This window comes from Bradyrhizobium sp. 187 (assembly GCF_023101005.1).
In the GTDB taxonomy this organism is placed as follows: Bacteria; Pseudomonadota; Alphaproteobacteria; order Rhizobiales; family Xanthobacteraceae; genus Bradyrhizobium; species Bradyrhizobium canariense_D.
This window is the reverse complement of sequence record NZ_CP064693.1, coordinates 4,298,490-4,325,089: the sequence shown is the minus strand read 5'-3', so window position 1 is coordinate 4,325,089 and position 26,600 is coordinate 4,298,490. Positions and strand designations below refer to the sequence as shown.

Below are 26,600 nucleotides of genomic sequence, written 5' to 3'. Positions count from 1 at the left end.
GCCCCCGGTCAATCGGTCTACTCGGCAGGTCAGATCGGACAGCATAGCGGGTCCAGGTTGACAGGTTCTTGATCCAGGTTGGTTGATCAGTAGGTCCTTGATCGAAAGGTCGCTGATCAGTAGGTCCTGGCGCCCTGGGGCACCGGCGCACGAACGGAATTGTTGATCACGACCGTTCCCAACAAGAAATCCTGCAGCAAGCGCCTGCGGCCGTTGAAGAGGCCGACCAGGACGACGAAAGGCGACAGGAACGAGACGGTCACCCAGAACAGCACGGCGTGGGTGGCCCCGAGCACGAAATAGCCGGGCGCGCCGTACCAGGTGCGCAACTCAAGATCCATCACGCGCATGCCGATGGTCGCCGACGACGGACCGCCGATGCAGGCGCCGTAATAGACGATGGCCCAGATCACGGAGGCCGGCCAGGCCAGCCAGAACAGCGCCCAGCCGATGCCGAGCGTGACCACGCCGAACACCGCGATGAAGAGGTAGCCGAGGATCACCGGCACCGAGATCACAACCATGTCGATCAGGAAGGCGAAGACCCGCCGCGTCGCAACGCCGCGGAACAGTTCCGGGTGCAGATAGGGATCGTAGGCATGTGGCTGCGCCCCACCGTCATTGCGCCAGGCATTGCCCGAGTCCGAGTACGACATGACCATTCTCCCGAGGGAAACTCCCGTGGCAGGACTCCCGTGGAAGGACATGGGAACAGGCCGTCCGCGTGCCAAGGGCGCCGAGATTAACAAGCCGAAATATTCCGGCGATTCGGGGGCGGCGGAGGCGGGAGGAAAGGACGCGGCGCCACACCCTCAGTGTCGTCCTGGCGAAAGCCAGGACCCATTACCCCAGGGACAAGCTTGGCGAAAACTGGAAGTTAGTACGTTCGCCGGTATCGATACCGCGTGCTCTCGCTAGATCACCCGGTATGGGTCCTGGCTTTCGCCAGGACGACGATTAGAGACAGGGGCGCTCGGCCTTCGCCGGGACGACCTTGGGGCCTACCCCTGCGTCCGCAGCTTCTCCGCCGCCTTCGGTGCGAAATAACTCAGCACACCGTCGGCGCCGGCGCGCTTGAAGGCGAGCAGGCTCTCCATCATGGCGCGGTCGCCGTCGAGCCAGCCGTTGTTGGCGGCGGCCGCGATCATCGCGTATTCGCCGGACACCTGATAGGCGAAGGTCGGCATCGCGAACGTGTCCTTCACGCGACGGACGACGTCGAGATAGGGCATGCCGGGCTTGACCATCACCATGTCGGCGCCCTCGGCGATGTCGAGCTCGACCTCGCGGAGCGCCTCGTCGGTGTTGGCGCTGTCCATCTGGTAAGTGCGCTTGTCACCGGTGAGCGTCTTGGCCGAGCCGATGGCGTCTCGGAACGGGCCGTAAAAGGCGGACGCGTATTTTGCGGCATAGGCCATGATCTGCACGTCGAGCAGGCCGGTGCGATCCAGGCCCTCGCGGATCGCGGCAACGCGGCCGTCCATCATGTCGGAGGGCGCGATGATGTCGCAGCCGGCTTCGGCCTGCACCAGGGCCTGACGCACGAGCACAGCGACCGTCTCGTCGTTCAGGATCTTGCCGTCGGAGATCAGGCCGTCATGGCCGTGGCTGGTGAAGGGATCGAGCGCGACGTCGCAGAGAATGCCGATCTCCGGGAATTCCTTCTTGATCGCGCGCACCGCCTGGCAGACCAGATTGTTCGGGTTGGTGGCTTCCGAGCCCTCCTCGTCGCGCAGGGACGGATCGGTGTAGGGAAACAACGCGAGGCACGGGATGGTGAGCTTCATCGCCCGCTCGGCGTCGCGCACGGCCTGGTCGACACTGAGACGCTCGACACCCGGCATCGAGGCGATCTGCTCGCGCTTGTTGTTGCCGTCGATCAGAAACAGCGGCCAGATCAGATCGTCCGTCGTGAGCACGTTCTCGCGCACCATGCGCCGGGCCCATTCGGCCTTGCGGTTGCGGCGCGGGCGGACGGTCAGATCGAGGGCAGGGGAGGCCCCAGTGCCATCCCGGCGCGAGACCTCGCGCAACTCGATCGGACGTCCGTATTTGATCGCCATTACTTTTCCTCCGGCTGGAATTATTCTTATACCAGCTCGCATGGTTCCCGTCACCGCGGGTTGACCTGTCGCAAAAGATGGCAGCCGATTGATTTTGCGGGGCAAAGCAGCCAGAAGGGGGCATGTCCGAGATCTCCACCCGCGATGCGGCCCGCGACAGCACCAGGGATGCCGTCCGAGACAATGCCAGAGACAGCGCCATGTCGGTGGCGGCGATCTCGTCGGAGCGGGCTGAATCCGACGACAATGTCTGGACGCGCCGGCTCGTGCTGTTCCTGCGGGTGATGGCGCTGCTCTCGATCCTCAAGGGCCTCTATCATTGGGCGCAGGTGACGGGCTTCGTGGGCGGCGAGGACGAGGCCTTCGAGAACCAGTCGATGGCCTGGCAGGCCTCGACCATTTACTTCGCCGTGATCGAACTCGTTGCCGCGGTCGGGCTGTGGCTGGCGACGCCTTGGGGCGCCGTGGTGTGGCTGACGACCGTGGTGTCGATGGCGGTGATCGAGCTGATGTTCCCGGGCATCTACGGCGGCAGCCTGGTCGTGGTCGGCGTCGAAGCCTTCATGCTGGCGGCCTATCTCGCGCTCGCCTGGATGGCCGCACGCGAACGACCGCCATAGCAAACTCTCTTGCCCCGACTCTGCGCTCGGCTTCGCTGTGTTGGTCCGGGACACGAGATTGTCGCGCTTGGTTGACGGTTGGTTGCGTAAAATTCGACGTAAGTTTTCGCTAACCAGCGTGTTCCGCCACAGCTCTTACGCGGCCGTTTCGAAACGGGGCGGGGCTGTTCTGGAATGCGACAATCGGGGCGGACGGAGGGTGAACAGGACCTTGCGAGAGTCAACAGACTGTTGCGAAAAGTGCTTGTGGGACAGGCTTAATCCGCAATTCACTGTCTTAAATTCATGATCTCTTTATTCTCTTATTTAAGCCGATCTTCAAACGAGCCCCTTAAGTTGCACCTATCAGACGGGACACAAGTTTCGTCGAATGAGTGTCGATAAAAACGACAACAGGGGAAGTGTCATGATGAAAGCCGTCGCAACTGCGGCAGATACCGCAGAGCGCGTCTCCGGCCAGCAGGGTTCGGTGCAGACGCTCTATCTGGAAGCTTTGACTCTGGTGGAGCGGCTGCATCGCCGGCTGCTCGACGTCATCAAGGACGAGTTCGATCGCCGCGGCCGTGCGGACATCAACTCGGTGCAGGCGCTGCTGCTCTACAACATCGGCGACAAGGAGCTGACCGCGGGCGAACTGCGCACGCGCGGTTATTACCTCGGCTCCAACGTTTCCTACAATCTGAAGAAGCTCGTCGAGCTCGGCTTCCTCGACCATCAGCGCTCGCGCGTCGATCGCCGCTCGGTGCGCATCCGCCTGACGCCGCAGGGCCAGGAAATCCGCCGCATCGTCGACTCGCTCTACCAGAAGCACGTCAAGACGGTCGAACAGGTCGGCGGCATCTCGGGCGAGGAGTTCTCGACCCTGAACAAATCGCTGCACCGCCTCGAGCGGTTCTGGACCGACCAAATCCTGTATCGTCTCTGAGTTCTTTTCGACGGGACAAGGCCAAGCCGGCCCGCAACAAGACCGGCAAGCCTCCCGAACGTGCCTGAGCTTCCCCAAGCGCGCCGGCCCGGCTGTGTCCGGACCGGTGCGTTTTTCCATTTCGCGGTTGCGAAAAAAATCCCCGACACCAGGGAACGAGTTCCCGGTTCGATGCTTATCTCCTCCGGATCGGAGGCTGACGATGCTGGTCGAGCGTGGCGTGGGGGTGATGAACGTGGAACTCGTGAGCGAGGCCTACGCCATCGCCGCGAACTATCTTCGCCGCTCCGGCGCGATCCGGGACACCCTCGTCACCGACGAGCGCCTGCTCGAGATCGTCATCAAGCTGCTCCAGCACGGCGAATTCAACAAGATCAGGCTGGCCAACAAGGCCATTGTCAGGTTCGAGGCGCAGTCCGAGGCCAAAGCGGTTGCCTGATCTCAACTCCCAAACGCGGCAAGAACCAGAGGGTGCCATGGAAGCTGCTATCGACCGGATCATGCATACCTACGATTTGCTCGCCAACCGCACGTCTGCGGCGAGCGCGGAGGCGCGGGAAAAGGTCACGAACTACATCACCACCTTGATGGAAGCCGGCGAGAAGGACACCCACAGGTTGACGGTTTGCGGCCTGACCTATCTGCGGCAGCTCGACGGCAGCGTGGATCCCGTGAAGGCGGGGTATACCGGGCTGTAGAGGCCGGCCCCTCGCACCCGCGCGGCCTTTCGAGCCCAAAGCGGACCTTTCGTGGACATGGACGCCGGATACCACCCCGTCGTCCAAATCCTCCAATCCCACCATATCTTGCATAAATCACAGGTCCGACCCGCAAACCCTTGGCCTGTTGCGGGCGATGTGGTAGATCGCGCTCGCCGCTTCCGATCGCCACACCAGACCCGCCCGTAGCCCGCCAAAAGGCTGCGGCGGTGGAGATATTCGCAAGATGACCTTCGCCAAAACCGCCTCCGCGCCCGATTCGTTTTTCACCGCCTCGCTCGAGCAGGCTGACCCGGAAATCGCAGCCGCCATCAAGGGAGAGCTCGGCCGCCAGCGCCACGAGGTCGAGCTGATCGCCTCCGAGAACATCGTCAGCCGTGCCGTGCTGGAAGCGCAGGGTTCGGTGATGACCAACAAATACGCGGAAGGCTATCCGGGCGCGCGCTACTACGGCGGTTGTGAGTGGGTCGACGTCGCCGAGAACCTCGCGATCGATCGTGCCAAGAAGCTGTTCGGCGCCAACTTCGCCAACGTGCAGCCGAACTCCGGCAGCCAGATGAACCAGGCGGTGTTTCTGGCGCTGCTTCAGCCCGGCGACACCTTCATGGGCCTCGATCTCGCGGCCGGCGGCCATCTCACCCACGGCTCCCCGGTCAACATGAGCGGCAAGTGGTTCAAGGCCGCGCACTACACCGTGCGCCGCGAGGACCAGATCATCGACATGGACGCGGTCGCCAAGCAGGCCGAGGAGGTCAAGCCGAAGCTGATCGTGGCCGGCGGCTCGGCTTATTCGCGCGCCTGGGACTTCAAGCGCTTCCGCGAGATCGCGGACAGCGTCGGCGCGTATCTCCTGGTCGACATGGCGCACTTCGCCGGTCTCGTCGCCGGCGGCGTGCATGCCTCGCCCGTGCCTCACGCGCACATCACCACCACCACGACCCACAAGTCGCTGCGCGGTCCGCGTGGCGGCCTGATGCTGTGGAATGATGAGGCGCTGACCAAGAAATTCAACTCGGCGATCTTCCCGGGCCTGCAGGGCGGCCCACTGATGCATGTAATCGCGGCCAAGGCGGTCGCCTTCGCCGAGGCGCTGCGGCCGGACTTCAAGGTCTATGCCAAGAACGTCGTCGAGAACGCCAAGGCTCTGGCGGAGGCGATGAAGGGCCACGGGTTCGACATTGTCTCGGGCGGCACCGATAATCATCTGATGCTGGTTGACCTCCGGCCGAAGGGCCTGAAGGGCAACGCCTCGGAGAAGGCGCTGGTTCGCGCCGCCATCACTTGCAACAAGAACGGCATTCCGTTCGATCCCGAGTCACCGTTCGTCACCTCCGGTATTCGTCTGGGCACGCCGGCTGCGACCACCCGCGGCTTTGGTGTCGCTGAATTCCAGCAGGTCGGCGGCATGATCGCCGAAGTCCTCAACGCGATCGCGCAGTCCGACGACGGCAAGGCGCCGCTGGTGGAAGCCGCGATCAAGGAACGGGTCAAGGTGCTCACCGACCGTTTCCCGATCTATCAGTAAGGCTCAAGAAAAACCGGTCAAGGTCAACGGATGCGCTGCCCGAACTGCAACAGTCTCGATACGCAGGTGAAGGACTCGCGTCCGACCGAGGACTCTTCCGTGATACGCAGGCGGCGCGTGTGCGTCGCCTGCAATTTCCGCTTCACCACCTTCGAGCGCGTGCAGCTGCGCGAGCTCACGGTGATCAAGCGCAACGGCCGCCGCGTGCCGTTTGACCGCGACAAGCTGATGCGCTCGGTGTCGATCAGCTTGCGCAAGCGGCAGGTCGAGCCGGAACGGGTGGAGAAGATGGTCTCCACCATCGTGCGCGAGCTCGAGACGGGGGGCGAGGCTGAAATCTCCTCGGAGGTGATCGGCGAGACCGTGATGGAGCATCTGCGCACGCTCGACGACGTCGCCTATGTCCGCTTCGCCTCGGTCTACCGCAATTTCCGCGAGGCCAAGGATTTCGCCGACGTGCTCGGCGAGCTCTCCGGCGAGGAGGAAGCGCGGCTCGCCGCGATCCGCAAATGATCTTCCGCATCCTGGAGGATCAATTCGCGCAGAAGGCGCGCGAGTCCAGGGATGCCGACCGGCGCTTCATGGAGCTTGCGCTGGCGCTCGGCCGGCGCGGGCAGGGAAGTACCTGGCCCAATCCCGCCGTCGGCGCCGTCATCGTCAAGGACGGCGTGATCGTCGGCCGCGGTTGGACCCAACCTGGCGGACGGCCGCATGGCGAGCCTGAAGCGCTGCGGCGCGCAGGCGAGGCCGCGCGAGGCGCCACGCTCTACGTCACGCTGGAGCCGTGCTCGCATTTCGGCAAGTCGCCACCGTGCGCGGACGCCGTGATCGCCGCCGGCATCAAACGCGTGGTGGCCGCGATCGAGGATCCCAATCCGGAAGTCGCCGGTCAGGGCCACGCACGCCTGCGCGCCGCCGGCATCATGGTGGATGTGGGTCTGTGCGCGCGCGAAGCCGCCTTCGATCACGCCGGGCATTTCCGTCGCATCAGGGATCGCCGCCCGCATGTGATCCTGAAGCTCGCGGTCTCGCCCGACGGCAAGATCGGCGCGGCCGGCGGCAAGCCGGTCGCGATCACCGGCGAGGCGGCGCGCAACCGGGTGCATCTCCTCCGCGCGCAAAGCGACGCCATCCTAGTCGGCATCGGCACCGTGCTGGCGGACGATCCGCAGCTCGACTGCCGCCTGTCGGGCATGGCGGTGCGCTCGCCGGTGCGGGTGGTGCTCGACCAGAATCTGCGTATTCCCGGCGCAAGCAGGCTCGTGGGCTCCGCGCGCGAGATTCCGCTATGGGTGGTGGGTTCTGAACTCGCGGAGGCCGCGGCCGCCACGCGGCTCGGTGCGGCCGGTGCGCAGGTGATCCGCGTGCCGCCCGGCAATGCCTCGGGACTCGATCTTGCGGCCGTGCTGCATGCATTGGCCGGCAAGGGCATCACGCGGCTGGTGATCGAGGGCGGCAGCCGCGTCGCGGCGTCCTTCATCGCCGCGGACCTCGTTGACGAGATCTGGCTGTTCCACGGCGCGGAAGCGGTGGGCGCCGACGGGGTGGATGCGCTCGCTGCATTGCCCCTGTCGAAAATCACGCAGTCGCAGGCCTACAAGGTTCATGCTAGCGAGACCTTCGATCAGGATACTCTCACCATCTACGAGCGCGCGTGATGTTCACCGGCATTGTCACCGATATCGGCGAGATCGTCGGCTTCACGCCGACGGCGCAGGGCCAGTTGCACCGGCTGCGCATCGCCTGCCGCTACGAGCAGACCACCATTGCGGACGGCGCCTCGATCGCCTGCAACGGCGTCTGCCTGACGGTGGTTGCTTCCGGCGTCGAAGGCGGCAAGGACTCTGCTCAAAGGACCTGGTTCGACGTCGATGCCGCGGCCGAGACGTTGGCGCTGACGACCGCAAAGCATTGGAGGGTCGGCACCAGGCTCAATCTCGAGCGTGCGCTCAAGATCGGCGACGAGCTTGGCGGGCATATCGTCGCCGGCCATGCCGATGGCATCGCGACCCTCGTCAGCCGCGAGGACCTGCCCGACATGGCGCGGTTCGAGCTCTCCACGACGCGGGAGCTGGCGCGGTTCATCGCGACCAAGGGCTCGATCACGCTCGACGGCGTCTCGCTGACGGTTAATACGGTGAAGGACGTGACCTTTTCGGTGCTGATCATCCCGCACACCCTGACGGTCACGACGATCGGCGGCTGGAAGGCGGGAGATGAGGTCAATATCGAGGTCGATCTGATGGCCCGCTACGCGGCGCGGCTGACGGAAATGAAGTGACGGCGTCTTTAAACTTGGCTTACCCGCTGGTGGCGACTACATAGCGCCAACCCCTGTGGAACGGATTTGACGATGGCAGACGCGCGGCGCGCACCCCTGAAGGACCAGACCGACGTTTCCGGCGCACGCGCGCTGATCGTCGAGGCGCGGTTCTATGACGATCTCCAGGACGCGATGCTCGAAGGCGCGGTGGCCGAGCTGAAGGCGGCCGGTCTGACCCACGACGTCATCACGGTTCCCGGTGCACTGGAGATTCCTGCGGCGATCGCCATCGCGGTTGACGCCGCGGCGACCAATGGCAAGCCCTATGATGCCGCGATCGCGCTCGGCTGCGTGATCCGTGGCGACACCATCCATTTCGAGATCGTCTCGCAGGAATCCTCGCGCGCGCTGATGGACCTGGCGGTGGCGCGAAAGCTGCCGCTCGGCAACGGCATCCTCACCGTCAACACCGAGGCGCAGGCCTGGGCGCGGGCGCGCGCCAGCGAGCTGAACAAGGGCGGCGATGCCGCGCGGGCCGCGATTGCGATGCTGCGCATAAAGCGCCGGCTGGCGCGGGCTTGATCATGGCCGATAACAACAAGAAGCCGCCGGCCGGCACGGAGAAGAAGGCGAACCGGCGCGGTGCGGCGCGGCTCGCAGCCGTGCAGGCGCTGTACCAGATGGATATCGGCGGTGCCGGCATCAACGACATTTTTGCCGAGTTCGAGAGCCACTGGCTCGGCAACGAGGTCGAGGGCGACACATATCTCCCGGCGGAAGCGGCGTTCTTCCGCGACGTCGTCTCCGGCGTCGTGCGCGACCAGAAGAAACTCGATCCGCTGATCGACGAGGCGCTGTCGAAGGGCTGGCCATTGAAGCGCATCGAAGCGATCCTGCGCGCGGTGCTGCGGGCAGGGGCCTACGAATTGGAACACCGCAAGGACGTGCCGGGCCGCGTCGTCGTGTCCGAATATGTCGACGTCGCCAATGCCTTCGTCGACCGCGAGGAGACCGGCATGGTCAACGCGGTGCTCGACCAGATCGGCCGCCAGTTTCGCGGTGACGAGTTCGGGCGGGGGTGAATTGAGGCGCAGGGCGGTGAATTGATGCGATGTGGCTGCCCCATATTCCGCCGTCATCACCCGCGAAGGCGGGTGATCCAGTACGCCGCGGCCTATCGATGTCACACGATCGTCTCTGGAATACTGGATCGCCCGGTCAAGCCCGGCGATGACAGCGAAGTGTGTGGCTGACGCTGATGACAAACCCGCACAATCCCTCCGCCGAAGACTCCCTCATCGCGCGCTATTTCAAGCCGCTGGCGACTGATCCCGGCGCCTTGGGGCTGGTGGACGATGCCGCCATCCTGCAGGCGCTCGGCAGCGACATCGTCGTCACCACCGACGCGGTGGTCGAGGGCGTGCATTATCTTGCCACCGATCCTCCCGATACCATCGCGCGCAAGGCGCTGCGGGTGAACCTGTCCGATCTCGCCGCCAAGGGGGCCGTGCCGGCCGGCTTCGTGCTGACATTGGCGCTGCGCAGCAAGGAAGACGCTTGGCTCAGGCCGTTCGCGGACGCGCTCGGCGAGGATGCGAAAACCTTCGTCTGTCCGCTGCTCGGCGGCGACACGGTGTCGACGCCGGGGCCGCAGATGATCTCGATTACCGCCTTTGGCCGCGTGCCGCAGGGGCGGATGGTCGGCCGCACCGGCGCCCAACCGGGCGACCGTATCCTGGTGACGGGGACGATCGGCGACGCCGCGCTTGGCCTTGACGTGCTCAAGGGCGGCGCGGTCGCGAATGCGCTGGCCTCCGATCCGCACGCGCGCGAGACGCTGATCTCGCGCTATCGCGTGCCGCAGCCGCGCAATGCTCTCGCGCAGTCCGTGCGTGACCATGCGACGGCTGCGATGGATGTCTCCGACGGCCTTGCTGGAGATCTGACCAAGCTCTGTGCGGCATCAGGCGTCTCGGCCACGATCGACGTGACGAGCGTGCCGCTCTCGGCCGCTGCCGCCGGCCTGATCGCAGGCAAGGTCGTTTCCGTCGAGACGCTGCTGGCCGGAGGGGACGATTACGAGGTGCTGTTCACCGCTCCGCCAGCGCAAGCCAACGCGCTGATTGCCTTGGGGCGTGCGGCAGGCCTTGCCGTCACGGCCATCGGCACGATCGTCGCGGGCCATGAGCGGCCGCGCTTCCTGGACGGGCAGGGCCAGGAGCTGGTCTTGAAGCGGCTCTCCTACAGCCACTTCTAGGAATTGCTCCAAACCGGCGTCCCGGCTGCCAAGACAGGCTAAATACCTGCCGAGATCGGCTTTTCGGCCTTATCTGGCGTTGCACCCTCAATTTGATTTTGGCAAGGTCGTGACCGACTAAGGCCGCGCCTTCGGGCAAGGAGCGGCCTTCTTCAAAATCAAGGCGCCGCACCGCACGACGGAAAACAAAAGGCGCCGGGGGTACGTTCATCAAGGATCTGAGGCAAAAAATCACATGACAGCATTATGGTTGATTGTGCTCTGCGGAGTGCTTTCCGTCGTCTACGCGATCTGGGCGACGTCTTCGGTGTTGAGCGCGGATGCGGGGTCTCCGCGCATGCAGGAAATCGCGGCAGCGGTGCGCGAAGGCGCCCAGGCCTACCTGCGGCGTCAATACACCACGATCGGGATGGTCGGCATCGTCATCTTCGTGCTGCTTGCCTATTTCCTGGGACTCTACGTCGCGATCGGTTTTGCCATCGGCGCGATCCTGTCGGGGGCGGCCGGCTTCATCGGCATGAACGTCTCGGTCCGCGCCAATGTGCGCACCGCCCAGGCGGCGACCACGTCGCTCGCGGGTGGTCTCGAGCTCGCCTTCAAGGCGGGCGCCATCACCGGCATGCTGGTGGCGGGTCTCGCGCTGCTTGGCGTGACCCTCTATTTCGGCTTCCTGGTCCATTCGCTGAAGCTTGCGCCTGACAGCCGCGTCGTCATCGACGCCATGGTGGCGCTCGGCTTCGGCGCCTCGCTGATCTCGATCTTCGCTCGTCTCGGCGGCGGCATCTTCACCAAGGGTGCGGACGTCGGCGGCGACCTCGTCGGCAAGGTCGAGGCCGGCATCCCCGAGGACGATCCGCGCAACCCGGCCACCATCGCCGACAACGTGGGCGACAATGTCGGCGACTGCGCCGGCATGGCCGCCGACCTGTTCGAAACCTATGCGGTGACCGCGGTCGCCACCATGGTCCTGGCGGCGATCTTCTTCGCCAAGACGCCGATCCTCGCCGACATGATGACGTTGCCGCTCGCCATCGGCGGCATCTGCATCATCACCTCGATTATCGGCACCTTCTTCGTGAAGCTCGGGCCGAGCCAGTCGATCATGGGCGCGCTTTACAAGGGTCTGATCGCAACCGGCGTCCTCTCGCTGGTCGGCATCGCCGGTGTGATCCATTACCTGATCGGCTTCGGCAAGCTCGCCGGCGTCGACTATACCGGCATGGCGCTGTTCGAGTGCGGCGTGGTCGGCCTTGCCGTCACCGCGCTGATCATCTGGATCACCGAATACTACACCGGCACCGACTATCGTCCGGTGAAGTCGATCGCCCAGGCCTCGGTGACCGGCCACGGCACCAACGTGATCCAGGGCCTCGCCATCTCGATGGAAGCGACCGCGCTGCCCGCGATCGTCATCATCGCCGGCATCCTGGTCACCCACAGCCTCGCCGGCCTGTTCGGCATCGCGATCGCGACCGCCACGATGCTGGCGCTCGCCGGCATGGTCGTCGCGCTCGACGCGTTCGGTCCGGTGACCGACAACGCCGGCGGTATTGCCGAGATGGCGGGCCTGCCGAAGGAGGTTCGCAAGTCGACCGACGCGCTCGATGCAGTCGGCAACACCACCAAGGCGGTGACCAAGGGCTACGCGATCGGCTCCGCCGGTCTCGGCGCCCTGGTGCTGTTCGCGGCCTACAACGAGGATCTCAAGTTCTTCATTGCGGACTCCGCGCACCACGCCTACTTCGCCGGCGTCAAACCGGACTTCTCGCTCAACAATCCCTACGTCGTGGTAGGCCTGTTGTTCGGCGGTCTCTTGCCGTATCTGTTCGGCGCGATGGGCATGACCGCCGTGGGCCGCGCGGCGAGCGCGATCGTCGAGGAGGTCCGCCGACAATTCCGCGAGAAGCCGGGCATTATGCAAGGCACCGACAAGCCGGATTACGGCAAGGCGGTCGACCTTCTGACCAAAGCGGCGATCAAGGAAATGATCATCCCCTCGCTGCTTCCGGTGCTGTCACCGATCTTCGTCTACTTCGTGATCTATGCGATCGCGGGGGGCGGGGCGGCCGGCAAGTCGGCGGCGTTCTCGGCGGTGGGCGCGATGCTGCTCGGCGTGATCGTGACGGGCCTGTTCGTCGCGATCTCGATGACCTCGGGCGGGGGCGCCTGGGACAACGCCAAGAAGTACATCGAAGACGGTCATTTCGGCGGCAAGGGCAGTGACGCCCACAAGGCGGCCGTGACCGGCGACACCGTCGGCGATCCCTACAAGGACACGGCCGGCCCGGCGGTGAACCCGATGATCAAGATCACCAACATCGTGGCGTTGCTGCTGCTGGCAGTCCTGGCGCACTGAGGTAGACGTTGCTGAACGAAGACCCCGCGGCGCAGGCCTGCGGGGTCTTTCTTTGCGTGTGTGCTGCCGGAGGCCGGCGCATCATCTGAACATGAAACCCGCCCGGCGGGACGCGGAACGCAACAATCCGGTCATCAGAGCGATCCATCGATGCCGAGGGCGTAAGCCGCCCGAAAATGTGCACCCTACGCGTGCGCACATTTAGGGTTGCTTAACCGGCCGAGTTCTAGAAATACGAGAGACTGTCAGCGACATCTTAGGGAGCTCCGCAGCACGCGTGTGGTGCTCCGCGCGCGGCGCGCTCTCGACATGCTCAGGGTTCGCTGCCTGCCGTCCGCGAGAGGGAGGTTCCGTTGCCTGCACGGCCTGTGAACGAGATTGAGCGGGCATTGATGGCGCATCCGGGCGTGGCGGATGCTTTCCTCAGCGCCGAGCCTGGCCACGGCGGTCAGTCCGAGGTCGCTTTCGTCGCAATTGACCCCGATCATCTGAGCGCCGGCAAGGCGAAGCGTCTCCAGGCCGAGTCGGATCGCAGAGTTGCGCAATGGCGTCGCGCTTTCGATCAAGCATATCGCCATGACGCCGACGGTGTTGTGCCGTCATTCGTCGGTTGGACCAGCAACTTCACCAACAGGCCCATTCCCGAACCCGATATGGTCGATTGGCTCGATCATACGATCCTGCAAATTCGTGCTCTTGGCGCAAGGCGGGTGTTGGAGATCGGGTGCGGCGTCGGCTTGCTCGTCGAAAAGCTTGCGCCCGGCTGTGACGTATATTGCGGGACCGACCTCTCGCCGGTGGCCGTTCAGCGGCTGCGTGCGTTCGCGCAGTCGAAGCCCGAGCTTCGGCATGTCGAGTTTCTAGAGCGGGAAGCCGCCGATTTGAGCGGCTTGCCGCTGAATTCGTTCGATGCAGTGGTGCTCAATTCGGTCGTGCAATACTTTCCCGGCATCGAATACCTGCACTTAGTCTTGGAGCAAGCCGCAGGCCTGGTGGCTCCTGGGGGGCACATCTTCGTCGGCGACGTTCGTAACCTCGAGCTCCTGCCGGTCTTCCATCGCGAAGTTCAATCCGCGAAAGTTTCGGGAGCCACGGATGCCGCGCTCGCGCGAAAGATCTTCCTGTCGATCGCCCAGGAGCGCGAGTTGGTGATCGACCCCCGCTACTTTCAGGGTATTTTCGGATCCATCCCGCGGATATCGGGTGCGGAAATCCTGCTCAAGCGCGGATCAAGCTACGAACTGACCCGCTATCGCTACGACGTGGTGCTGCGTGTCGATCGCGAAGCTGCTTCAGCTGACAGCGAGAACAGCAGCCTCGTGCCGGACATGAAGCAAGGGGAAAGTGAGGGCAGGCCGCTGGCGACCGATCCGATGGCCGCCGCGTTCCTTCAGCATCTCGGCATGGAGCTCGGGGACGTGTTGCAGGCCCAGTTTCCGGAGGCGAAATTGCCGGCGGCCGTGATCGCGCTCAACCAGCGAGATTTTGCCGAGATCGTACAGGCCTCGTCGAACGCGCCGGGCGATCGCGGCGACAATGAATTGGTCGAGGCGTCGGTATGACCGCCCATAATCTGGCGCTGCATTTCGAAGAGACCGTTGCGTCCTCGCCGGACGCCGTCGCCCTGTTGTGCGAAGGCGACAGCTTTGCCTTTTCGGAGCTCAACCGGTTGGCAAACCGGTTGGCGCGTTGGTTGACATCGCGGGGCGTCAACAAGGGCGCCGTGGTGTGCCTTGAATTGCCGAAAATCGCCGAGGCCTATGCGCTCGCGATCGCCTGCATCAAGATCGGAGCACCCTGTGTCTTCCTCGATCCTGCGGCCCCCGAGGAACGTGCCCGGCTGATGCTGGAGCGATGCCGGCCCGCGCTGATCGTCAGCGTGCGCGAGGGAGCTGGGCCGCGGACATTGATCGGCGATGCAATTGCCCGGGCTGCCTTGCATCATGCCCTGTCGCAGCTTGAAGACGACAATCTGCCGCTGACATCCCTGATCACCGGGGCCGATCCGGCCTATGTCATGTTCACCTCGGGATCGACGGGCGAACCGAAGGGCGTGGTCATCCCCCATCAAGGGGTGCTTCACCTGATCGCCTGGGCGAAGAGCGATCTTGGAATTGGACCCGGTGACCGGCTGACGAATGTCAACCCGATCTATTTCGACAATTCGGTCTTCGACATCTATGCCGGCTTCCTGAACGGAGCGGCGGTCGTCGCGCTGGACGCGCAGAAGGGGCGGCCCCCTGCAGAGCTGGTGTCGGAGATCACCAAGCATCAGTGCACGTTCTTCTTCGCCGTGCCGACCCTCTTCATGTTCCTGGACTCCATGCACCTTCTGAGCCCGAATTGGCTGCCGAGCGTCAGCCGGTTCATGTTCGGCGGTGAAGGGTTTCCGCTGGCCCGGCTTCGTCGGTTCCACGACGCGTTTGCCGGCACGGCGAAGCTGATCAATTGCTACGGCCCGACCGAGACGAGCTGCATTTGCAGCGGTTTCGAGATCGTCGAATCCGTTTTTGAGACCAAGGACGGGTTGGCGCCACTGGGGCGGCTCAATCCCAATTTCAGCTACCGGATCCTGGACGAAGAGATGAAGCCGGCGCTTGCGGGCACTGCCGGCGAGTTGTGGCTGGGAGGCCCTGGGGTAGGGCTCGGCTACATCAACAACCCGCAAGAGACCGCCCGCCGTTTCTGTCAGGACCCTCTGATCGACGGCTATCGGTCGATCCTCTATCGGAGCGGCGACCTCGTGGAGGCCGACCTTGAAACCGGCGTCCTGCGTTTCCGCGGTCGCGCGGATAATCAGGTCAAGCTTCGGGGGTATCGGGTCGAGCTGGAGGAGATCGACCACGCGCTGATGGCGTGCAGGGGAATAACCCGTGCGCTCGCCGTGGTGCAGCACGACGCCAGTGGCGCCAGTCGGCTGCTGGCCGCGTATTCGGGTGCAAGAATGGCGGAAAGCGATCTGCGCCAGCACTGCACTGCGCACCTTCCCGCCTACATGGTGCCGGGCCGGTTCATCTGGATGGAAGACATTCCCGTCAATGCCAATGGCAAGGCGGACCGGCGCTCGGTAGCGTCACTGCTCGGCGAAGCTGTTGCAAGGGCCTCGTAGATGCAACAGCTCGTAGTAATCGCGCGCGTTGTCCGATGAGTGTTGAAAGCCAGCCCTACGGCTACGCGCCATCGGGTCTTCCTGCGAAGCCGTCGTGGCGGTTGATCCCCAAGATCGATCGGCACCCGAGGCTCGTGGCGGGGGTCCAGGACATCGGTGGCCGCGTGCTGCTCTGCTGCGCGGTCGGACTGCTCGCGGTTTTGTTTCGGCAGATAGGTATCGATTTTTCAGCGGCGGGACTCGCGCTGGTGTGCGCCTATGCCGGCCGGTACCGGCGCGTCCTGATCCTGCTCGCAACCTTGTTGCTGCTCTATCACAGCGGCTTCCTGATCGACCGCGGTTTTCTCGAACGGCTGACGATCGACGAAGGCGTCGGCGACCGGATCCATCAGCCGCTGCTGGAAGCGGTCATGCTGGTCGTCGTGTTTGCGCTGTTCGCGGGCCTGCTGATCATGCAGGGGCCAGGGACGGTGGTCTTCCGCCGCCCGACGCTCAGCCTGTTGCTGGCGTTCCTGGCACTCGTCGCGCTGACGCAGGCCACGATGATGGCCGGCCTGCCGCGTGTTCTGCTGTGGTCGTTTCTGATGACGTTCCAGCCCTATTTGTGGTTTCTTGCCTATGGTTTGGCCGATGCGGGCAGGAAGCGATCTCCGGTGTGGCGGCACCTGAGCGTTTTCCACCCCTTCTGGGGATCGTCGCTGACGCCGTTCGGGAAGGGGCTGTCTTATCTCGACCGCTTCGAGGCCAAGACACCCGAGGAGCTTGCAGTGACGCAGCTCAAGGGCGTCAAGCTTGCGGTCTGGATCCTTGTGCTCGCCATCGTCAGAGTCTGTCTCGTCGAGATCGTCCACGGGCGTTTGCAGCTTCCAATGTTCGACGACAACCTGCTGCAATATCTCGTGGGCCATCCCTGGCCGCGTTTCGTCGGATGGGCGAGCCTCGTCAGCTTCTTCGTCGAGGACTTGCTGAGCATGACCGTGTTCGGCGGCGTCATCATCGCCACGGCGCGACTTGCCGGCTTTCGCCTGCTGCGCAACACCTACCGGCCTCTGGAGTCAACGACGCTCGCGGAATTCTGGAATCGCTACTATTTCTATTACAAAGAACTGCTCGTCGACCATTTCTTCTACCCCACCTTTGTTCGCTGCCTCCGCGGCCATCGCCGGCTTCGCATGTTCTTCGCCACCTTTGCCGCGGCCTGTGTCGGCAATTTGCTGTTTCACTTCATCCGAGATATTCATTTCGTCGGCGAAATGGGCCTTTGGCGGGCCGTGGTCGGTCAGCAATCGCACGCGTTCTACACGTTTGTCCTGGCCATCAGCGTCGGGCTCTCGCAGATGCGCCGCGCCCCACAACTGGCGCCGCGAGGATGGCTGCGTGGCCGCTTGCTGCCTTGCCTGTGGGTGTCGAGCTTCTTTTGTCTCATTCACGTCTTCGATGCGCCGCTCGACCGCGAGCATTCGCTCGGGCAACGCGCCGAATTCCTGTTCTATCTCCTGGGAGTCTCGACATGACCACGAATGAAGTCAGATCGCAGATGCGACGCTACATCGTGCAGCGGCTGCTGATGAAGGGCGACAGCGCGCCGCTTGGTGACGATGATCTGCTGTTCACCAGCGGCCGCCTCGATTCGCTCGACGCGGTCGAGCTGATCATGAGCATTGAGACCGACCACGGGATCAACTTCTCCGACATCGGCTTCGATTTGACGCGCCTGGACTCGATTTCGGCGATTGCCGCTTTGGTGGGACAGCCGTCGGCCGAGCTTGCGTAGCAACCGATGTGTCGCCACGCGCTCACCGCGAAAGCGCGGCCCGGCGCTGCATGTTGGGCCGCGTCCGCGGATGCGAAAGCTACTGCACGTCCATCTGCAGCCCTTCCTTCTGGATGATGCCGGCGAACTTCTTCGTCTCGGCGTCCACGAAGGCGGCAAACTGGTCGGGCGTGCCGTAGTCGGCGCGGGCCCCCATGGCCAGGATGTTCTTCTTGATGTCGTCGCGCTCGAGCATCGCCTTCACTTGAAGGTTGAGCGCTTCGAGAACGGCGGGCTGCACACCCTTCGGCAGGAACACCGAGAACCACGACGAGACGTCGAAAGCCGCAAGCTCCGGCGCGCTCTCGCGCATGGTCGGTAGGTTCGGCGCGAGGTCGCTGCGCTCCGTCGTGGTGACGCAGAGGCCGGTGAGGGTGCCGTTCTGTACCTGCGGCAGGCTCGGATAGAGGTTGTCGAACAGGATCTGGATGTCGCCGGCGAGCGCCGCCTGGAGCGCGGGACCGGCGCCGCGGAACGGGATGTGCGTCATCTTCAGCCCGGTGAGCTGCAGGAACCAGGCGCCGGTGAGGTGAGGGCTCTGGCCGACGCCTGAGGAGGCGTAGCTGAGCTTGTCCGGATTGGCCTTTAGATAGGCGACCAGCTCGGCGATCGACTTGATGCCGGTCTTGGGATGCGCCGAGACGATGTTCGGGATCCGGATCATGTTGGAGACCGGCTGGAGCTGGTCCGGCTTGTAGGTGAGGTTCTTGAAAATGCTGTAGGCGATCGCGTTCGGGCCGGGATTGCCGATCAGGATGGTGTGGCCGTCCGGCTTGGCGCGGACCACCTCGGCCGTGCCGATCGTACCGCCGCCGCCGGACCGGTTTTCCACCACGGCCGATTGGCCCCAGGCGGCCTGCAGATGCGCCGCCAGAAGCCGACCCATCACGTCGGTCGAACCGCCGGCGGCAGCCGGCACGACGAGGCGGACGTTTTCGGTCGGCTTCCAGTCCGCCAAGCTCGATCGCGGCAGGATCGCTGCGGCCGAGATAGCGGCAGCGCCAGTGAGCACGCGACGGCGGGACAGCAATTGATTGGGCACGAATCCACTCCCTGCATCTTATTTTGCAGGAGCGTATGGAAGCGTATGCGCAACGGCAAGCCGCACGAAGCCGCAGGCTGAAGGCTCAGTTAAAGCTGAGCAGCTTGAAGATCGGCGTGAGGTAGCTCATCTCCTGGCCCGAGGTCGGCGTCGTCCGGCTGATGAAATCGAAGATCTTGCCGTCCTGGAGACCGTAATTCGCAAGCCGGCGCACACGCCGGTTCTTGTCGAAATAGACCGCGATGACGCGCTGGTCGACCACCCTCTGGTTCATGAAGGCGACAATGCGCTCGGAGCGCTGGGAGATGTAATAGAACACCTCGCCGTCGAGGGTTGCGACGGTGGAGGGGGTGCCCATCACGATCAGCACCTGGTCCTGGCTCGCACCGATCGGGATCTGCTCCAGTGCGCCGGGCGGCAGGATGTAACCCTTCTGGAACTGCTCGCCGGTGCAGCCCGCAAGCGCGGCGCCAACCAGGGCCGCGGCCGCGAACAGGCGCAAGCCGCGCCAACGTGCATGAAGGCCGCGCGGCTTGTCTGCACGCAGGCTGGTCTGGTTCGTTATCGTCATAGCGGAACTGATTCCGTCCCCTTGCGTCGCGCGAGGCGCTGAAGTACCGGGCGGAGGCTCTGAATGCAACACGCGCGCGCCCGCTTGCGGAAACCACAATGCTTTGGCCGTTCAATCACTTCAGGAAACCCCGCCTAGCCTCGCCGGGCACCATTGAAGCCATCTATGGCATGATCGTGACGCAGGCGCGAGAACCCATATTTTACCGCGACTTGGGCGTGCCGGATACCGTTAACGGGCGTTTCGATCTGTTGCTGCTGCACCTCTGGCTGCTGCTGCGCCGCCTGCGCACGGTCCAGAGCGCCACCGAGCTGTCGCAGGCGCTGTTCGACCGCTTCTGCGAGGACATGGACGACAATCTGCGCGAGATGGGGATAGGCGACCAGACCGTGCCGAAGCGGATGCGGGCCTTCGGCGAGGCGTTTTATGGCCGGGTCCAGGCCTACGATCAGGCCATGGAAGGCGGCGGCGAGGCGCTGGCATCCGCGATCTGCAAGAATATCTTGAACGGGGCCGGCATGGACCAGGCGCAGCAGCTCGCGGCCTATGCCAGGGCGGCCGAGGCCAACCTCGCCCAGACCGGCGAGGCCGCACTGCTGGGTGCGTCCTTCAAGTTTCCTCCAGCGCTTCCTGAGGATGTCACGCCATGACCCGACCGATACCAGCATCCGGGCCCGATCCCTGGCGGGTGCCCGTCATCGTTGCACAGATCCCGGATACCGGCCTGCATCGCAAGCTCGAGGCCTCGGCCGCCGAGCGACAGGCTATGGCTGAGACGGCAGGCTTGCGCGAGGTTGTCTCGGTCCAGGCCGATTTCGATGTCGTGCCGAAAAGCGGCAACCGGATCCAGGTCACGGGGCACGTTCGCGCCCGGATCGGCCAGACCTGTGTGGTCACGCTTGATCCGATGGAGAGCGACATCGACGAGGAGGTGGACCTGATATTCGCCCCCGAGGCCGAGGTCCGCCGCTTGGCCGACCTGATGGAGGAGGGGCACGACGATCAGGAGCAGGTCGCCGACCCGCCGGAGGCGATCGTCAATGGCATCATCGACCTTGGGAGACTTGCCACCGATGCCCTGTTCCTGGCGGTCGATCCCTATCCGCGCAAGCCGGGGGTCGTGTTTGAGCCCGAGGTTATCGCTCCCGATCCGGAGGACCACCCCTTTGCGGTCCTGAAGGCACTTCAGGACGGGAAGAAAGACAAATAGGTGCCACCTTCTCCAGAGGACCGCTTCGGGACGGGGCGAGATGTTTGCGGCGGTGGTTTGAAAAGCTCGATTATCCGTTTGATTTTGATGTACTTCTTGTGAATTAGTCCGTCCGCAGCCCGATGCTCCCGAATGCAAAAGGCTGGGGGCAAGAGGTTGTTTCGGGATAACAAAACGCTATTGTCGCGCCCCGGTCCGGGTGCGGCGTGGCGCTTGACCGACCGCCATGTTCGTGGCGAACCCATTTGCGGCCCCGCTCGTTCAAGACCGCACCAGACCCAGGTTTCCAGGACTTTTATGCCAAGCAAGGTTCGCATCGCGCTTGACGCCATGGGGGGCGACGCCGGCGCCGCGGTGGTCATCCCAGGCGCCGCCATCTCGCTCCAAAGGCATCGCGAGATCGAATTCCTGCTGATCGGGGACCGCGCCAAGATCGAACCCGAGCTCGACCGCCACCCCACGCTGAAGGCGGCCTCGAAGATCATCCACACCGATGTCGCGGTCAGCGGCGAGGAAAAGCCGAGCCAGGCGCTGCGGCGCGGCCGCAGGACCTCGTCCATGTGGCTTGCCATCGATGCGGTGAAAAAGGGCGAGGCGGATGTTGCGGTCTCCGCCGGGAATACCGGGGCGCTGATGGCGATGTCGCGCTTCCACCTGCGCACGCTGCCGGGCATCGACCGTCCGGCCATCGCCGGCATGTGGCCGACCAGGCGCGGCGATTCCGTCGTCCTCGACCTCGGTGCCAGCATCGGCGGCGATACGCATCATCTGGTGTCGCTCGCCATCATGGGCGCGGCGATGGCCAGCGTGTTGTTCAACAAAAAGCGTCCCACGGTCGGCCTGCTCAATATCGGGGTCGAGGAGATCAAGGGGCATGAGGAGATTCGCGAGGCCGGCGAAATCCTGCGCGCCAGGAACCTGCCCGAGCTCGACTATCTCGGGTTCGTGGAGGGCGACGGCATCGGCAAGGGGGTGGCGGATGTCATCGTCACCGAGGGCTACAGCGGCAACATCGCGCTGAAGGCCGCGGAGGGAACCGCGCGGCAGATGGCGGAATTGCTCCGGGACGAGATGAAGCGGGGCTGGCTGTCAAAGCTCGGCTATCTCTTTGCGCGCAACGCCTTCCAGGCCCTGCGCAACAAGATGGATCCGAACAAATCCAACGGCGGCGTGTTGCTGGGGTTGAACGGGATCGTGGTCAAGAGCCATGGCGGAATCGCTGCCGAAGGCTTTGCCTATGCGATCGATGTTGGCTATGAGATGGTCAAATTCGATCTCCTCAACAAGATCAATCAGATGCTCAATCGCGAAGGTGGTGCACTCAGTTCCGTGCAGGCCGCGCAGGAGGCTGTTTCGTGACTCAAATTCGTTCGGTCGTGCTGGGCTGCGGCTCTTATTTGCCGGAGCAGGTGGTGACCAACGCCCAATTGGCGGCGCGCATTGACACGTCCGACGAGTGGATCGTGCAACGCACCGGCATTCGCGAGCGGCATATCGCGGCCGAGGGCGAGTTCACCTCGCATCTGGCGCTGAAGGCGGCGCAGGCTGCGCTCGCGGACGCTGGCGTGGACGCGCAGTCGATCGACCTGATCGTGCTCGCGACCTCGACGCCTGACAACACCTTCCCCGCAAGCGCGGTCGCCGTGCAGCACGGGCTCGGCATCAACCATGGCGCGGCCTTCGACCTTCAGGCGGTGTGCTCGGGCTTCGTGTTCGGGCTCGCCACCGCCGATAATTTCCTGCGCACCGGCGCCTTCAAGCGCGCGCTGGTGATCGGCGCGGAAACCTTCTCGCGCATCCTCGACTGGACCGATCGCGGCACCTGCGTGCTGTTCGGCGACGGTGCCGGCGCGGTGGTGCTGGAGGCGCAGGAGCAGCCGGGCAATGCCGCGACCGACCGCGGGATCGTGACCACGCATCTGCGCTCCGACGGCCGTCACAAGGCGAAGCTGTTCGTCGACGGCGGCCCGTCCTCGACCCAGACTGTCGGCCATCTGCGCATGGAGGGCCGCGAGGTCTTCAAGCACGCGGTCGGCATGATCACCGACGTGATCGTCGACGCCTTCAAGGCGACCGGGCTCAATGCCGACAGCATCGACTGGTTCGTGCCGCACCAGGCCAACAAGCGAATCATCGATGCGTCCGCGCACAAGCTCCATATCGCGCCGGAGAAGGTGGTGCTGACGGTGGACCTTCACGGCAACACCTCGGCGGCCTCGATCCCGCTGGCGCTGTCGGTGGCGCGCAAGGACGGCCGCATCAAGCGCGGCGACCTGGTTCTGCTCGAAGCCATGGGCGGCGGCTTCACCTGGGGCTCCGCGCTGGTGCGCTGGTAAGCCACACTCGGTAAAATTTTGCCCGAATCAGCGCGGATTATCGATGCGCCTGCATTGATGAGCGCTGTTGACCGCTGTATCGTAAGCTCATAATTTCAGACAACAATTGTTCGCCGTGATGTGGGGCAGGGCGATGACCGATCAAAGTAAAACCGTAACGCGTGTCGATCTGTGCGAAGCCGTCTACCAGAAGGTGGGGCTGTCGCGCACGGAATCGTCTGCCTTCGTGGAACTCGTGCTGAAGGAGATCACCGATTGCCTTGAGAAGGGCGAGACGGTGAAGCTGTCCTCGTTCGGCTCCTTCATGGTCCGCAAGAAGGGTCAGCGCATCGGTCGCAACCCGAAGACCGGCACCGAGGTGCCGATCTCGCCGCGCCGGGTCATGGTGTTCAAGCCGTCGGCGATCCTGAAGCAGCGGATCAACGCCCAGCACCGCACCAATGGCGACGCCAGCAAGGCGCAACCCGAGGCGTAATCCGCCCTCTGGATAAGGATTTGGCATTTGGACAAGGCGCCGGATGCGTTCCGAACCATCAGCGAAGTAGCGCAGGAACTCGACATTCCGCAGCACGTGCTGCGGTTCTGGGAGACCCGATTCTCCCAGATCAAGCCGATGAAGCGCAGCGGCGGCCGCCGCTATTACCGCCCCGACGACGTCGACCTGCTCAAGGGCATCCGCCGTCTGCTCTACGGGGAGGGCTACACCATCCGCGGGGTGCAGCGGATCCTGAAAGAGCACGGCGTCAAATCGGTGCAGGGCCTCGCCGACAGCGCGGCCGCGGTCTCGTTCGGCGCCATCGAGGACGCCGTCGGCGCCAGCCTGATGGAGCCCGAGGAGGAGACCGGCGTCCGCGGCGCCCGCGACAGCGACGATGACGACTACCAGGGCGAGGAGGAGGAGGGCATCGACTTCCGCTTCTCCGAGACCGATGACGAGGAAATCCTCACCACCTTCCGCAAGGGCGGCACCCCCGCCGCGCCCGCAGGCCCCAGCGCCATCGACCGGGAGCGCCTCGGACGGGTGCTCGCCGAGCTCATCGCCTGCCGCGAAATGCTGGATCAGGCATTGAAGGACGCCTGACGCCGGACTCCGTCGGCTTTGGGCCAGTTCCGAGGCCTTTCGGCGGAGACAGCAAAATGGTGTCACCTCGCCTTGCGCAAAGCGGCGATCCTAGCTAATGGAACGACGTTCGGAGCGTGGCGCAGCCCGGTTAGCGCACTAGTCTGGGAGACTAGGGGTCGGAGGTTCAAATCCTCTCGCTCCGACCAATAAAATCAAGGACTTAATCTGAGCGGGCCAAGGGCTTGGTTCGCCTCCGGGAAACCTCGGGGAAACTCTGCACTGGCCGCACGGAGGGCGAACCGTTTGGCAAAAGCACTGACCTGCGGAAGCAATTCGCCGCCCCTTTAGCGGCGCCTCCTCAAATTGCCGCACCGCCGCCGTCGTGGCCGGCTTGTAGGTTCGCATAGTCTCGTGTTGGTCTCCGTCGAGTTGGCCATCTTGGCTGTTCGGCGACAGAGCCGCCTCCTCTAGAGCAGGGCGGCGACTCCCGAATGGCAGCGTGTGCTGCCGAAGCTTCGCCAGCTCACAATCGCTGATCTCGGCAGCCTCGAAAGCGAGTGCATCGCGATCGACCGCGTCCCGAGCTTGAGAAGCCGTCTCGCGCTGGCATCCATCCAAAGCTCTTCGGATGCAGGTTAAGGTGATCGTGACCGCCCGGCCGGCTTGCGGCCGAACTCGGCTTGCACCCTATTTCCCCGTCGCGCCCGGCAGTCCGAGAGAACGATAGCGAACCGACGAAGACAGCCGGTCGTCCTCTAGGGATACCTACTCCCGAACTGGGGCCGCCATGGTGGTCGTCCTCGCCACAACCGCCGCGCTCGCCGCGGCCGCAGTGGCACTTCCGCAAATGTCGCCGAGCGTGCTGCTCCGATCGCACTGCTGCTTGCGACCGTCTTCGCTGACGCAACGAAGGATCAGCATCAGACCAACTCCACCACTTAAGGACTGAGCGCCACGCGGAATCCGTGCGTCGGATAGCGAACATTGGTGTCGTAGCCATCGCGGTTGGACGGCCGCACATATCTCGAATCGTTCTTCCAGGAGCCGGAGCGCAGGACGTGAGCGCTGCAGTCGCCGCTGCTCCATGCCGATCCGTCGCCGGGCGCGCCCTGATAGGTCTTGTGCCAGCAGTCCTCGACCCACTGATCGATACCGCCGCCCATGTCGTGGAGCCCGAACGGATTTGGCCTGAAGCTACCGACCTTCGCTGGCTGCTCGGCCACGAGATCACCGCAATCCTTGCAACCGGCCATGCCCGGCTGCAGCTTGTCGCCCCACCAATATTTGGTCTGCGTTCCGCCCCGCGCGGCATATTCCCATTCGGCTTCGCTCGGAAGCCGATACGTCTTCTTCGTCGCCTTGGCGAGATAGGCCGCATATTGCTGCGCGTCGGTCCAGCTCACATTGCTGATCGGCGCATCGTCTTTGCCGATGGCGGTGAAGCTGCACGCCTTTGCAGCGGCGCACTCGTTCCATTCCTGCACGGTCACCGGGTATTTTCCGATCGAGAACGGCTTGACCGTCACCTGATGGACGGGACGCTCGGTCGGGTCGTCATTGCTTCCCATCGCAAAGCTGTCGCCGCGAATGGCGACCATCTCGGGTTCGCGGACAGGAACTGTCGATGGACTTGGCACCGGAGCGGGCGAGGGAGGCGACGAAGCCAACGAGGGAGAAGGCTGCGGCGTCTGCGGCGCCGCTTCGCGCGGCGGACGCTGCGGGCTCGGCGATGCGGCCGAAGAAGGGGCGGGCAGGGTGGCCTGCTCGCTCACCTTGCCCGGCGCCTGCGCCAGCAGGTACCATAGCACGCCGGTGGCAATGACCAGCAACGTGAGGCTCAGGAGGAAGATCAAGATATTCTCGCGCCGGCCCTTGGTCCTGCCGACCGCATCTGCATCCGGCAGCACGCGATAGACGCGCACGGGATCGGTGATGTTCTTGACTTTACGGTCCCCCAGCGACTCGTAGCCGCACACGACCTTGTGCTTGATCTGCTCGTAGATCGCGCCGGAGATAAAGACCTGACCAGGCTCCGCAATGCCCTCGATGCGTGAGGCGATGTTGACGCCGTCGCCGTAGATATCGTCCGACTCAACGATGACGTCGCCCAGATTGACGCCAATCCGGTACTCGATCCGCGTATCCCTCGGAAGCGAGGCGTTGCGCCCGATGAGATTCTGCTGGATGACGATGCTGCATCGCACGGCCTCGACCGGACTGTCGAAAATCGCGATGAAGCCATCGCCCGTCGTCTTCACTAGGCTTCCATGATGCTCGATGATGCTGGGCTGGATGAGATCCCGCTCAATCCGCTTGACGCGGGCGTGCGTGCCCTCCTCGTCGGTCTGCATCAAGCGACTGTAGGATGCTATGTCACCGACAATGATCGCTGCGAGACGACGAGGCCCGACGCCATGTGAAGGGGGGCCACCGTTGTTCCCGGATCGGAAGTTGCGAATTTCGCCCATAGCGGGACCCACAAAACTGCAAGGCGACCCAGCATACAACCCATCAAAAGGATCGTCCGCGACGATATCACATCGATGAACGCACACAACATCGAAGCACTCGTCTGCATCGCCTTGCCGATTGAAATGCCATCCCAGATCACCTGCCCGTCGTCGACGCGGTCGCGGCCGATGACCCTCGTGCGTAGGGATAGGGCTTAGGGCCGGCGACCAGAGCGCGCCGATCCCCGACCTTCACATAACCTGCTCCATGGCTTTTG

27 protein-coding genes and 1 tRNA gene are annotated in these 26,600 nt (G+C 64.1%); 23 read left to right on the top strand and 5 right to left on the bottom strand.

Annotated features, from left to right (window positions below):
• Positions 1-116: 116 nt before the first annotated feature.
• Both IVB19_RS20740 and hemB read right to left on the bottom strand, forming a co-directional pair.
• Complete coding sequence (locus IVB19_RS20740) at positions 117-656, bottom strand: RDD family protein (protein WP_039800407.1); 540 nt, start codon at positions 654-656, stop codon at positions 117-119.
• Positions 657-1,001: 345 nt separating this feature from the next.
• Positions 1,002-2,063, bottom strand: a complete 1,062-nt coding sequence (gene hemB, locus IVB19_RS20735; protein ID WP_018456862.1) for a porphobilinogen synthase — start codon at positions 2,061-2,063, stop codon at positions 1,002-1,004.
• A 122-nt stretch (positions 2,064-2,185) separates the two neighbouring features.
• Here hemB and IVB19_RS20730 point away from each other — a divergent pair, with 122 nt between their 5' ends.
• The 16 genes from IVB19_RS20730 to IVB19_RS20655 all read left to right on the top strand — a co-directional run bounded on the left by IVB19_RS20730 (position 2,186) and on the right by IVB19_RS20655 (position 17,611).
• Positions 2,186-2,683: a DUF6163 family protein gene (locus IVB19_RS20730; protein WP_007611119.1), complete on the top strand. Its 498-nt coding sequence runs from the start codon at positions 2,186-2,188 to the stop codon at positions 2,681-2,683.
• 406 nt (positions 2,684-3,089) lie between these two features.
• Positions 3,090-3,608 (top strand): transcriptional regulator LdtR, encoded by a 519-nt coding sequence (gene ldtR / locus IVB19_RS20725; protein WP_018456861.1) that lies wholly within the window; start codon positions 3,090-3,092, stop codon positions 3,606-3,608.
• Positions 3,609-3,810: 202 nt separating this feature from the next.
• Entirely contained in the window at positions 3,811-4,047 is a 237-nt protein-coding gene (locus IVB19_RS20720) for a hypothetical protein (protein ID WP_026233256.1), read from the top strand.
• Positions 4,048-4,084: 37 nt separating this feature from the next.
• On the top strand, positions 4,085-4,306 hold the full coding sequence (locus IVB19_RS20715) for a hypothetical protein (RefSeq protein ID WP_018456859.1): 222 nt from the start codon (positions 4,085-4,087) through the stop codon (positions 4,304-4,306).
• 247 nt (positions 4,307-4,553) lie between these two features.
• On the top strand, positions 4,554-5,852 hold the full coding sequence (gene glyA, locus IVB19_RS20710; RefSeq protein WP_018456858.1) for a serine hydroxymethyltransferase: 1,299 nt from the start codon (positions 4,554-4,556) through the stop codon (positions 5,850-5,852).
• A gap of 30 nt (positions 5,853-5,882) precedes the next feature.
• Positions 5,883-6,365, top strand: coding sequence for a transcriptional regulator NrdR (gene nrdR, locus IVB19_RS20705; protein WP_007603426.1), 483 nt, complete (start codon positions 5,883-5,885; stop codon positions 6,363-6,365).
• Positions 6,362-7,510 (top strand): bifunctional diaminohydroxyphosphoribosylaminopyrimidine deaminase/5-amino-6-(5-phosphoribosylamino)uracil reductase RibD, encoded by a 1,149-nt coding sequence (gene ribD, locus IVB19_RS20700; RefSeq protein WP_247487877.1) that lies wholly within the window; start codon positions 6,362-6,364, stop codon positions 7,508-7,510. Before nrdR ends, ribD begins: the two co-directional genes overlap by 4 nt.
• A complete protein-coding gene (locus tag IVB19_RS20695) occupies positions 7,510-8,133 on the top strand; it encodes a riboflavin synthase (protein ID WP_018456855.1) in 624 nt (207 codons plus the stop codon). Before ribD ends, IVB19_RS20695 begins: the two co-directional genes overlap by 1 nt.
• 72 nt (positions 8,134-8,205) lie before the next feature.
• Complete coding sequence (gene ribH / locus IVB19_RS20690; RefSeq protein WP_018456854.1) at positions 8,206-8,697, top strand: 6,7-dimethyl-8-ribityllumazine synthase; 492 nt, start codon at positions 8,206-8,208, stop codon at positions 8,695-8,697.
• A 2-nt stretch (positions 8,698-8,699) separates the two neighbouring features.
• A complete protein-coding gene (nusB, locus tag IVB19_RS20685; protein WP_007611091.1) occupies positions 8,700-9,197 on the top strand; it encodes a transcription antitermination factor NusB in 498 nt (165 codons plus the stop codon).
• Positions 9,198-9,373: 176 nt separating this feature from the next.
• Entirely contained in the window at positions 9,374-10,372 is a 999-nt protein-coding gene (thiL, locus tag IVB19_RS20680) for a thiamine-phosphate kinase (RefSeq protein WP_247487880.1), read from the top strand.
• 235 nt (positions 10,373-10,607) lie between these two features.
• A complete protein-coding gene (locus IVB19_RS20675) occupies positions 10,608-12,728 on the top strand; it encodes a sodium-translocating pyrophosphatase (RefSeq protein ID WP_026233254.1) in 2,121 nt (706 codons plus the stop codon).
• Positions 12,729-13,081: 353 nt separating this feature from the next.
• Complete coding sequence (locus IVB19_RS20670) at positions 13,082-14,290, top strand: class I SAM-dependent methyltransferase (RefSeq protein ID WP_247487882.1); 1,209 nt, start codon at positions 13,082-13,084, stop codon at positions 14,288-14,290.
• Positions 14,287-15,837 (top strand): amino acid adenylation domain-containing protein, encoded by a 1,551-nt coding sequence (locus tag IVB19_RS20665; protein WP_256474560.1) that lies wholly within the window; start codon positions 14,287-14,289, stop codon positions 15,835-15,837. Before IVB19_RS20670 ends, IVB19_RS20665 begins: the two co-directional genes overlap by 4 nt.
• Positions 15,838-15,872: 35 nt before the next feature.
• The gene (locus tag IVB19_RS20660) at positions 15,873-17,351 is read left to right on the top strand and encodes a hypothetical protein (protein WP_247476028.1); all 1,479 of its coding nucleotides are present in this window, start codon (positions 15,873-15,875) and stop codon (positions 17,349-17,351) included.
• Positions 17,348-17,611, top strand: a complete 264-nt coding sequence (locus tag IVB19_RS20655; RefSeq protein WP_085353407.1) for an acyl carrier protein — start codon at positions 17,348-17,350, stop codon at positions 17,609-17,611. Before IVB19_RS20660 ends, IVB19_RS20655 begins: the two co-directional genes overlap by 4 nt.
• Positions 17,612-17,690: 79 nt before the next feature.
• Here IVB19_RS20655 and IVB19_RS20650 read toward each other — a convergent pair whose 3' ends face one another.
• Both IVB19_RS20650 and IVB19_RS20645 read right to left on the bottom strand, forming a co-directional pair.
• Complete coding sequence (locus IVB19_RS20650; RefSeq protein ID WP_026233252.1) at positions 17,691-18,692, bottom strand: Bug family tripartite tricarboxylate transporter substrate binding protein; 1,002 nt, start codon at positions 18,690-18,692, stop codon at positions 17,691-17,693.
• Positions 18,693-18,777: 85 nt separating this feature from the next.
• Positions 18,778-19,263, bottom strand: coding sequence for an outer membrane protein assembly factor BamE (locus tag IVB19_RS20645; protein ID WP_018456846.1), 486 nt, complete (start codon positions 19,261-19,263; stop codon positions 18,778-18,780).
• Between the two features lie 98 nt (positions 19,264-19,361).
• On the opposite strand from IVB19_RS20645, the gene IVB19_RS20640 reads away from it, so the two are divergent.
• The 7 genes from IVB19_RS20640 to IVB19_RS20610 all read left to right on the top strand — a co-directional run bounded on the left by IVB19_RS20640 (position 19,362) and on the right by IVB19_RS20610 (position 24,078).
• The gene (locus tag IVB19_RS20640; protein WP_085383899.1) at positions 19,362-19,913 is read left to right on the top strand and encodes a ubiquinol-cytochrome C chaperone family protein; all 552 of its coding nucleotides are present in this window, start codon (positions 19,362-19,364) and stop codon (positions 19,911-19,913) included.
• Positions 19,910-20,473 carry a YceD family protein gene (locus tag IVB19_RS20635; RefSeq protein ID WP_247338764.1) on the top strand — a complete coding sequence of 188 codons (564 nt, stop codon included), beginning with the start codon at positions 19,910-19,912 and terminating at the stop codon, positions 20,471-20,473. Before IVB19_RS20640 ends, IVB19_RS20635 begins: the two co-directional genes overlap by 4 nt.
• 297 nt (positions 20,474-20,770) lie before the next feature.
• Positions 20,771-21,832: a phosphate acyltransferase PlsX gene (gene plsX / locus IVB19_RS20630; RefSeq protein WP_247338762.1), complete on the top strand. Its 1,062-nt coding sequence runs from the start codon at positions 20,771-20,773 to the stop codon at positions 21,830-21,832.
• Positions 21,829-22,809 (top strand): beta-ketoacyl-ACP synthase III, encoded by a 981-nt coding sequence (locus IVB19_RS20625; RefSeq protein WP_026233249.1) that lies wholly within the window; start codon positions 21,829-21,831, stop codon positions 22,807-22,809. The genes plsX and IVB19_RS20625 overlap by 4 nt, the downstream gene beginning before the upstream one ends.
• A gap of 133 nt (positions 22,810-22,942) precedes the next feature.
• Positions 22,943-23,284, top strand: a complete 342-nt coding sequence (locus IVB19_RS20620) for an integration host factor subunit alpha (RefSeq protein ID WP_018456841.1) — start codon at positions 22,943-22,945, stop codon at positions 23,282-23,284.
• Between the two features lie 27 nt (positions 23,285-23,311).
• Complete coding sequence (locus IVB19_RS20615) at positions 23,312-23,890, top strand: MerR family transcriptional regulator (protein WP_007611070.1); 579 nt, start codon at positions 23,312-23,314, stop codon at positions 23,888-23,890.
• Positions 23,891-24,000: 110 nt separating this feature from the next.
• Positions 24,001-24,078, top strand: a tRNA-Pro gene (locus IVB19_RS20610).
• A 732-nt stretch (positions 24,079-24,810) separates the two neighbouring features.
• On the opposite strand, the gene IVB19_RS20605 is transcribed toward IVB19_RS20610, so the two are convergent.
• Positions 24,811-26,340, bottom strand: coding sequence for an SUMF1/EgtB/PvdO family nonheme iron enzyme (locus IVB19_RS20605; RefSeq protein WP_247819857.1), 1,530 nt, complete (start codon positions 26,338-26,340; stop codon positions 24,811-24,813).
• Positions 26,341-26,600 lie beyond the last annotated feature (260 nt).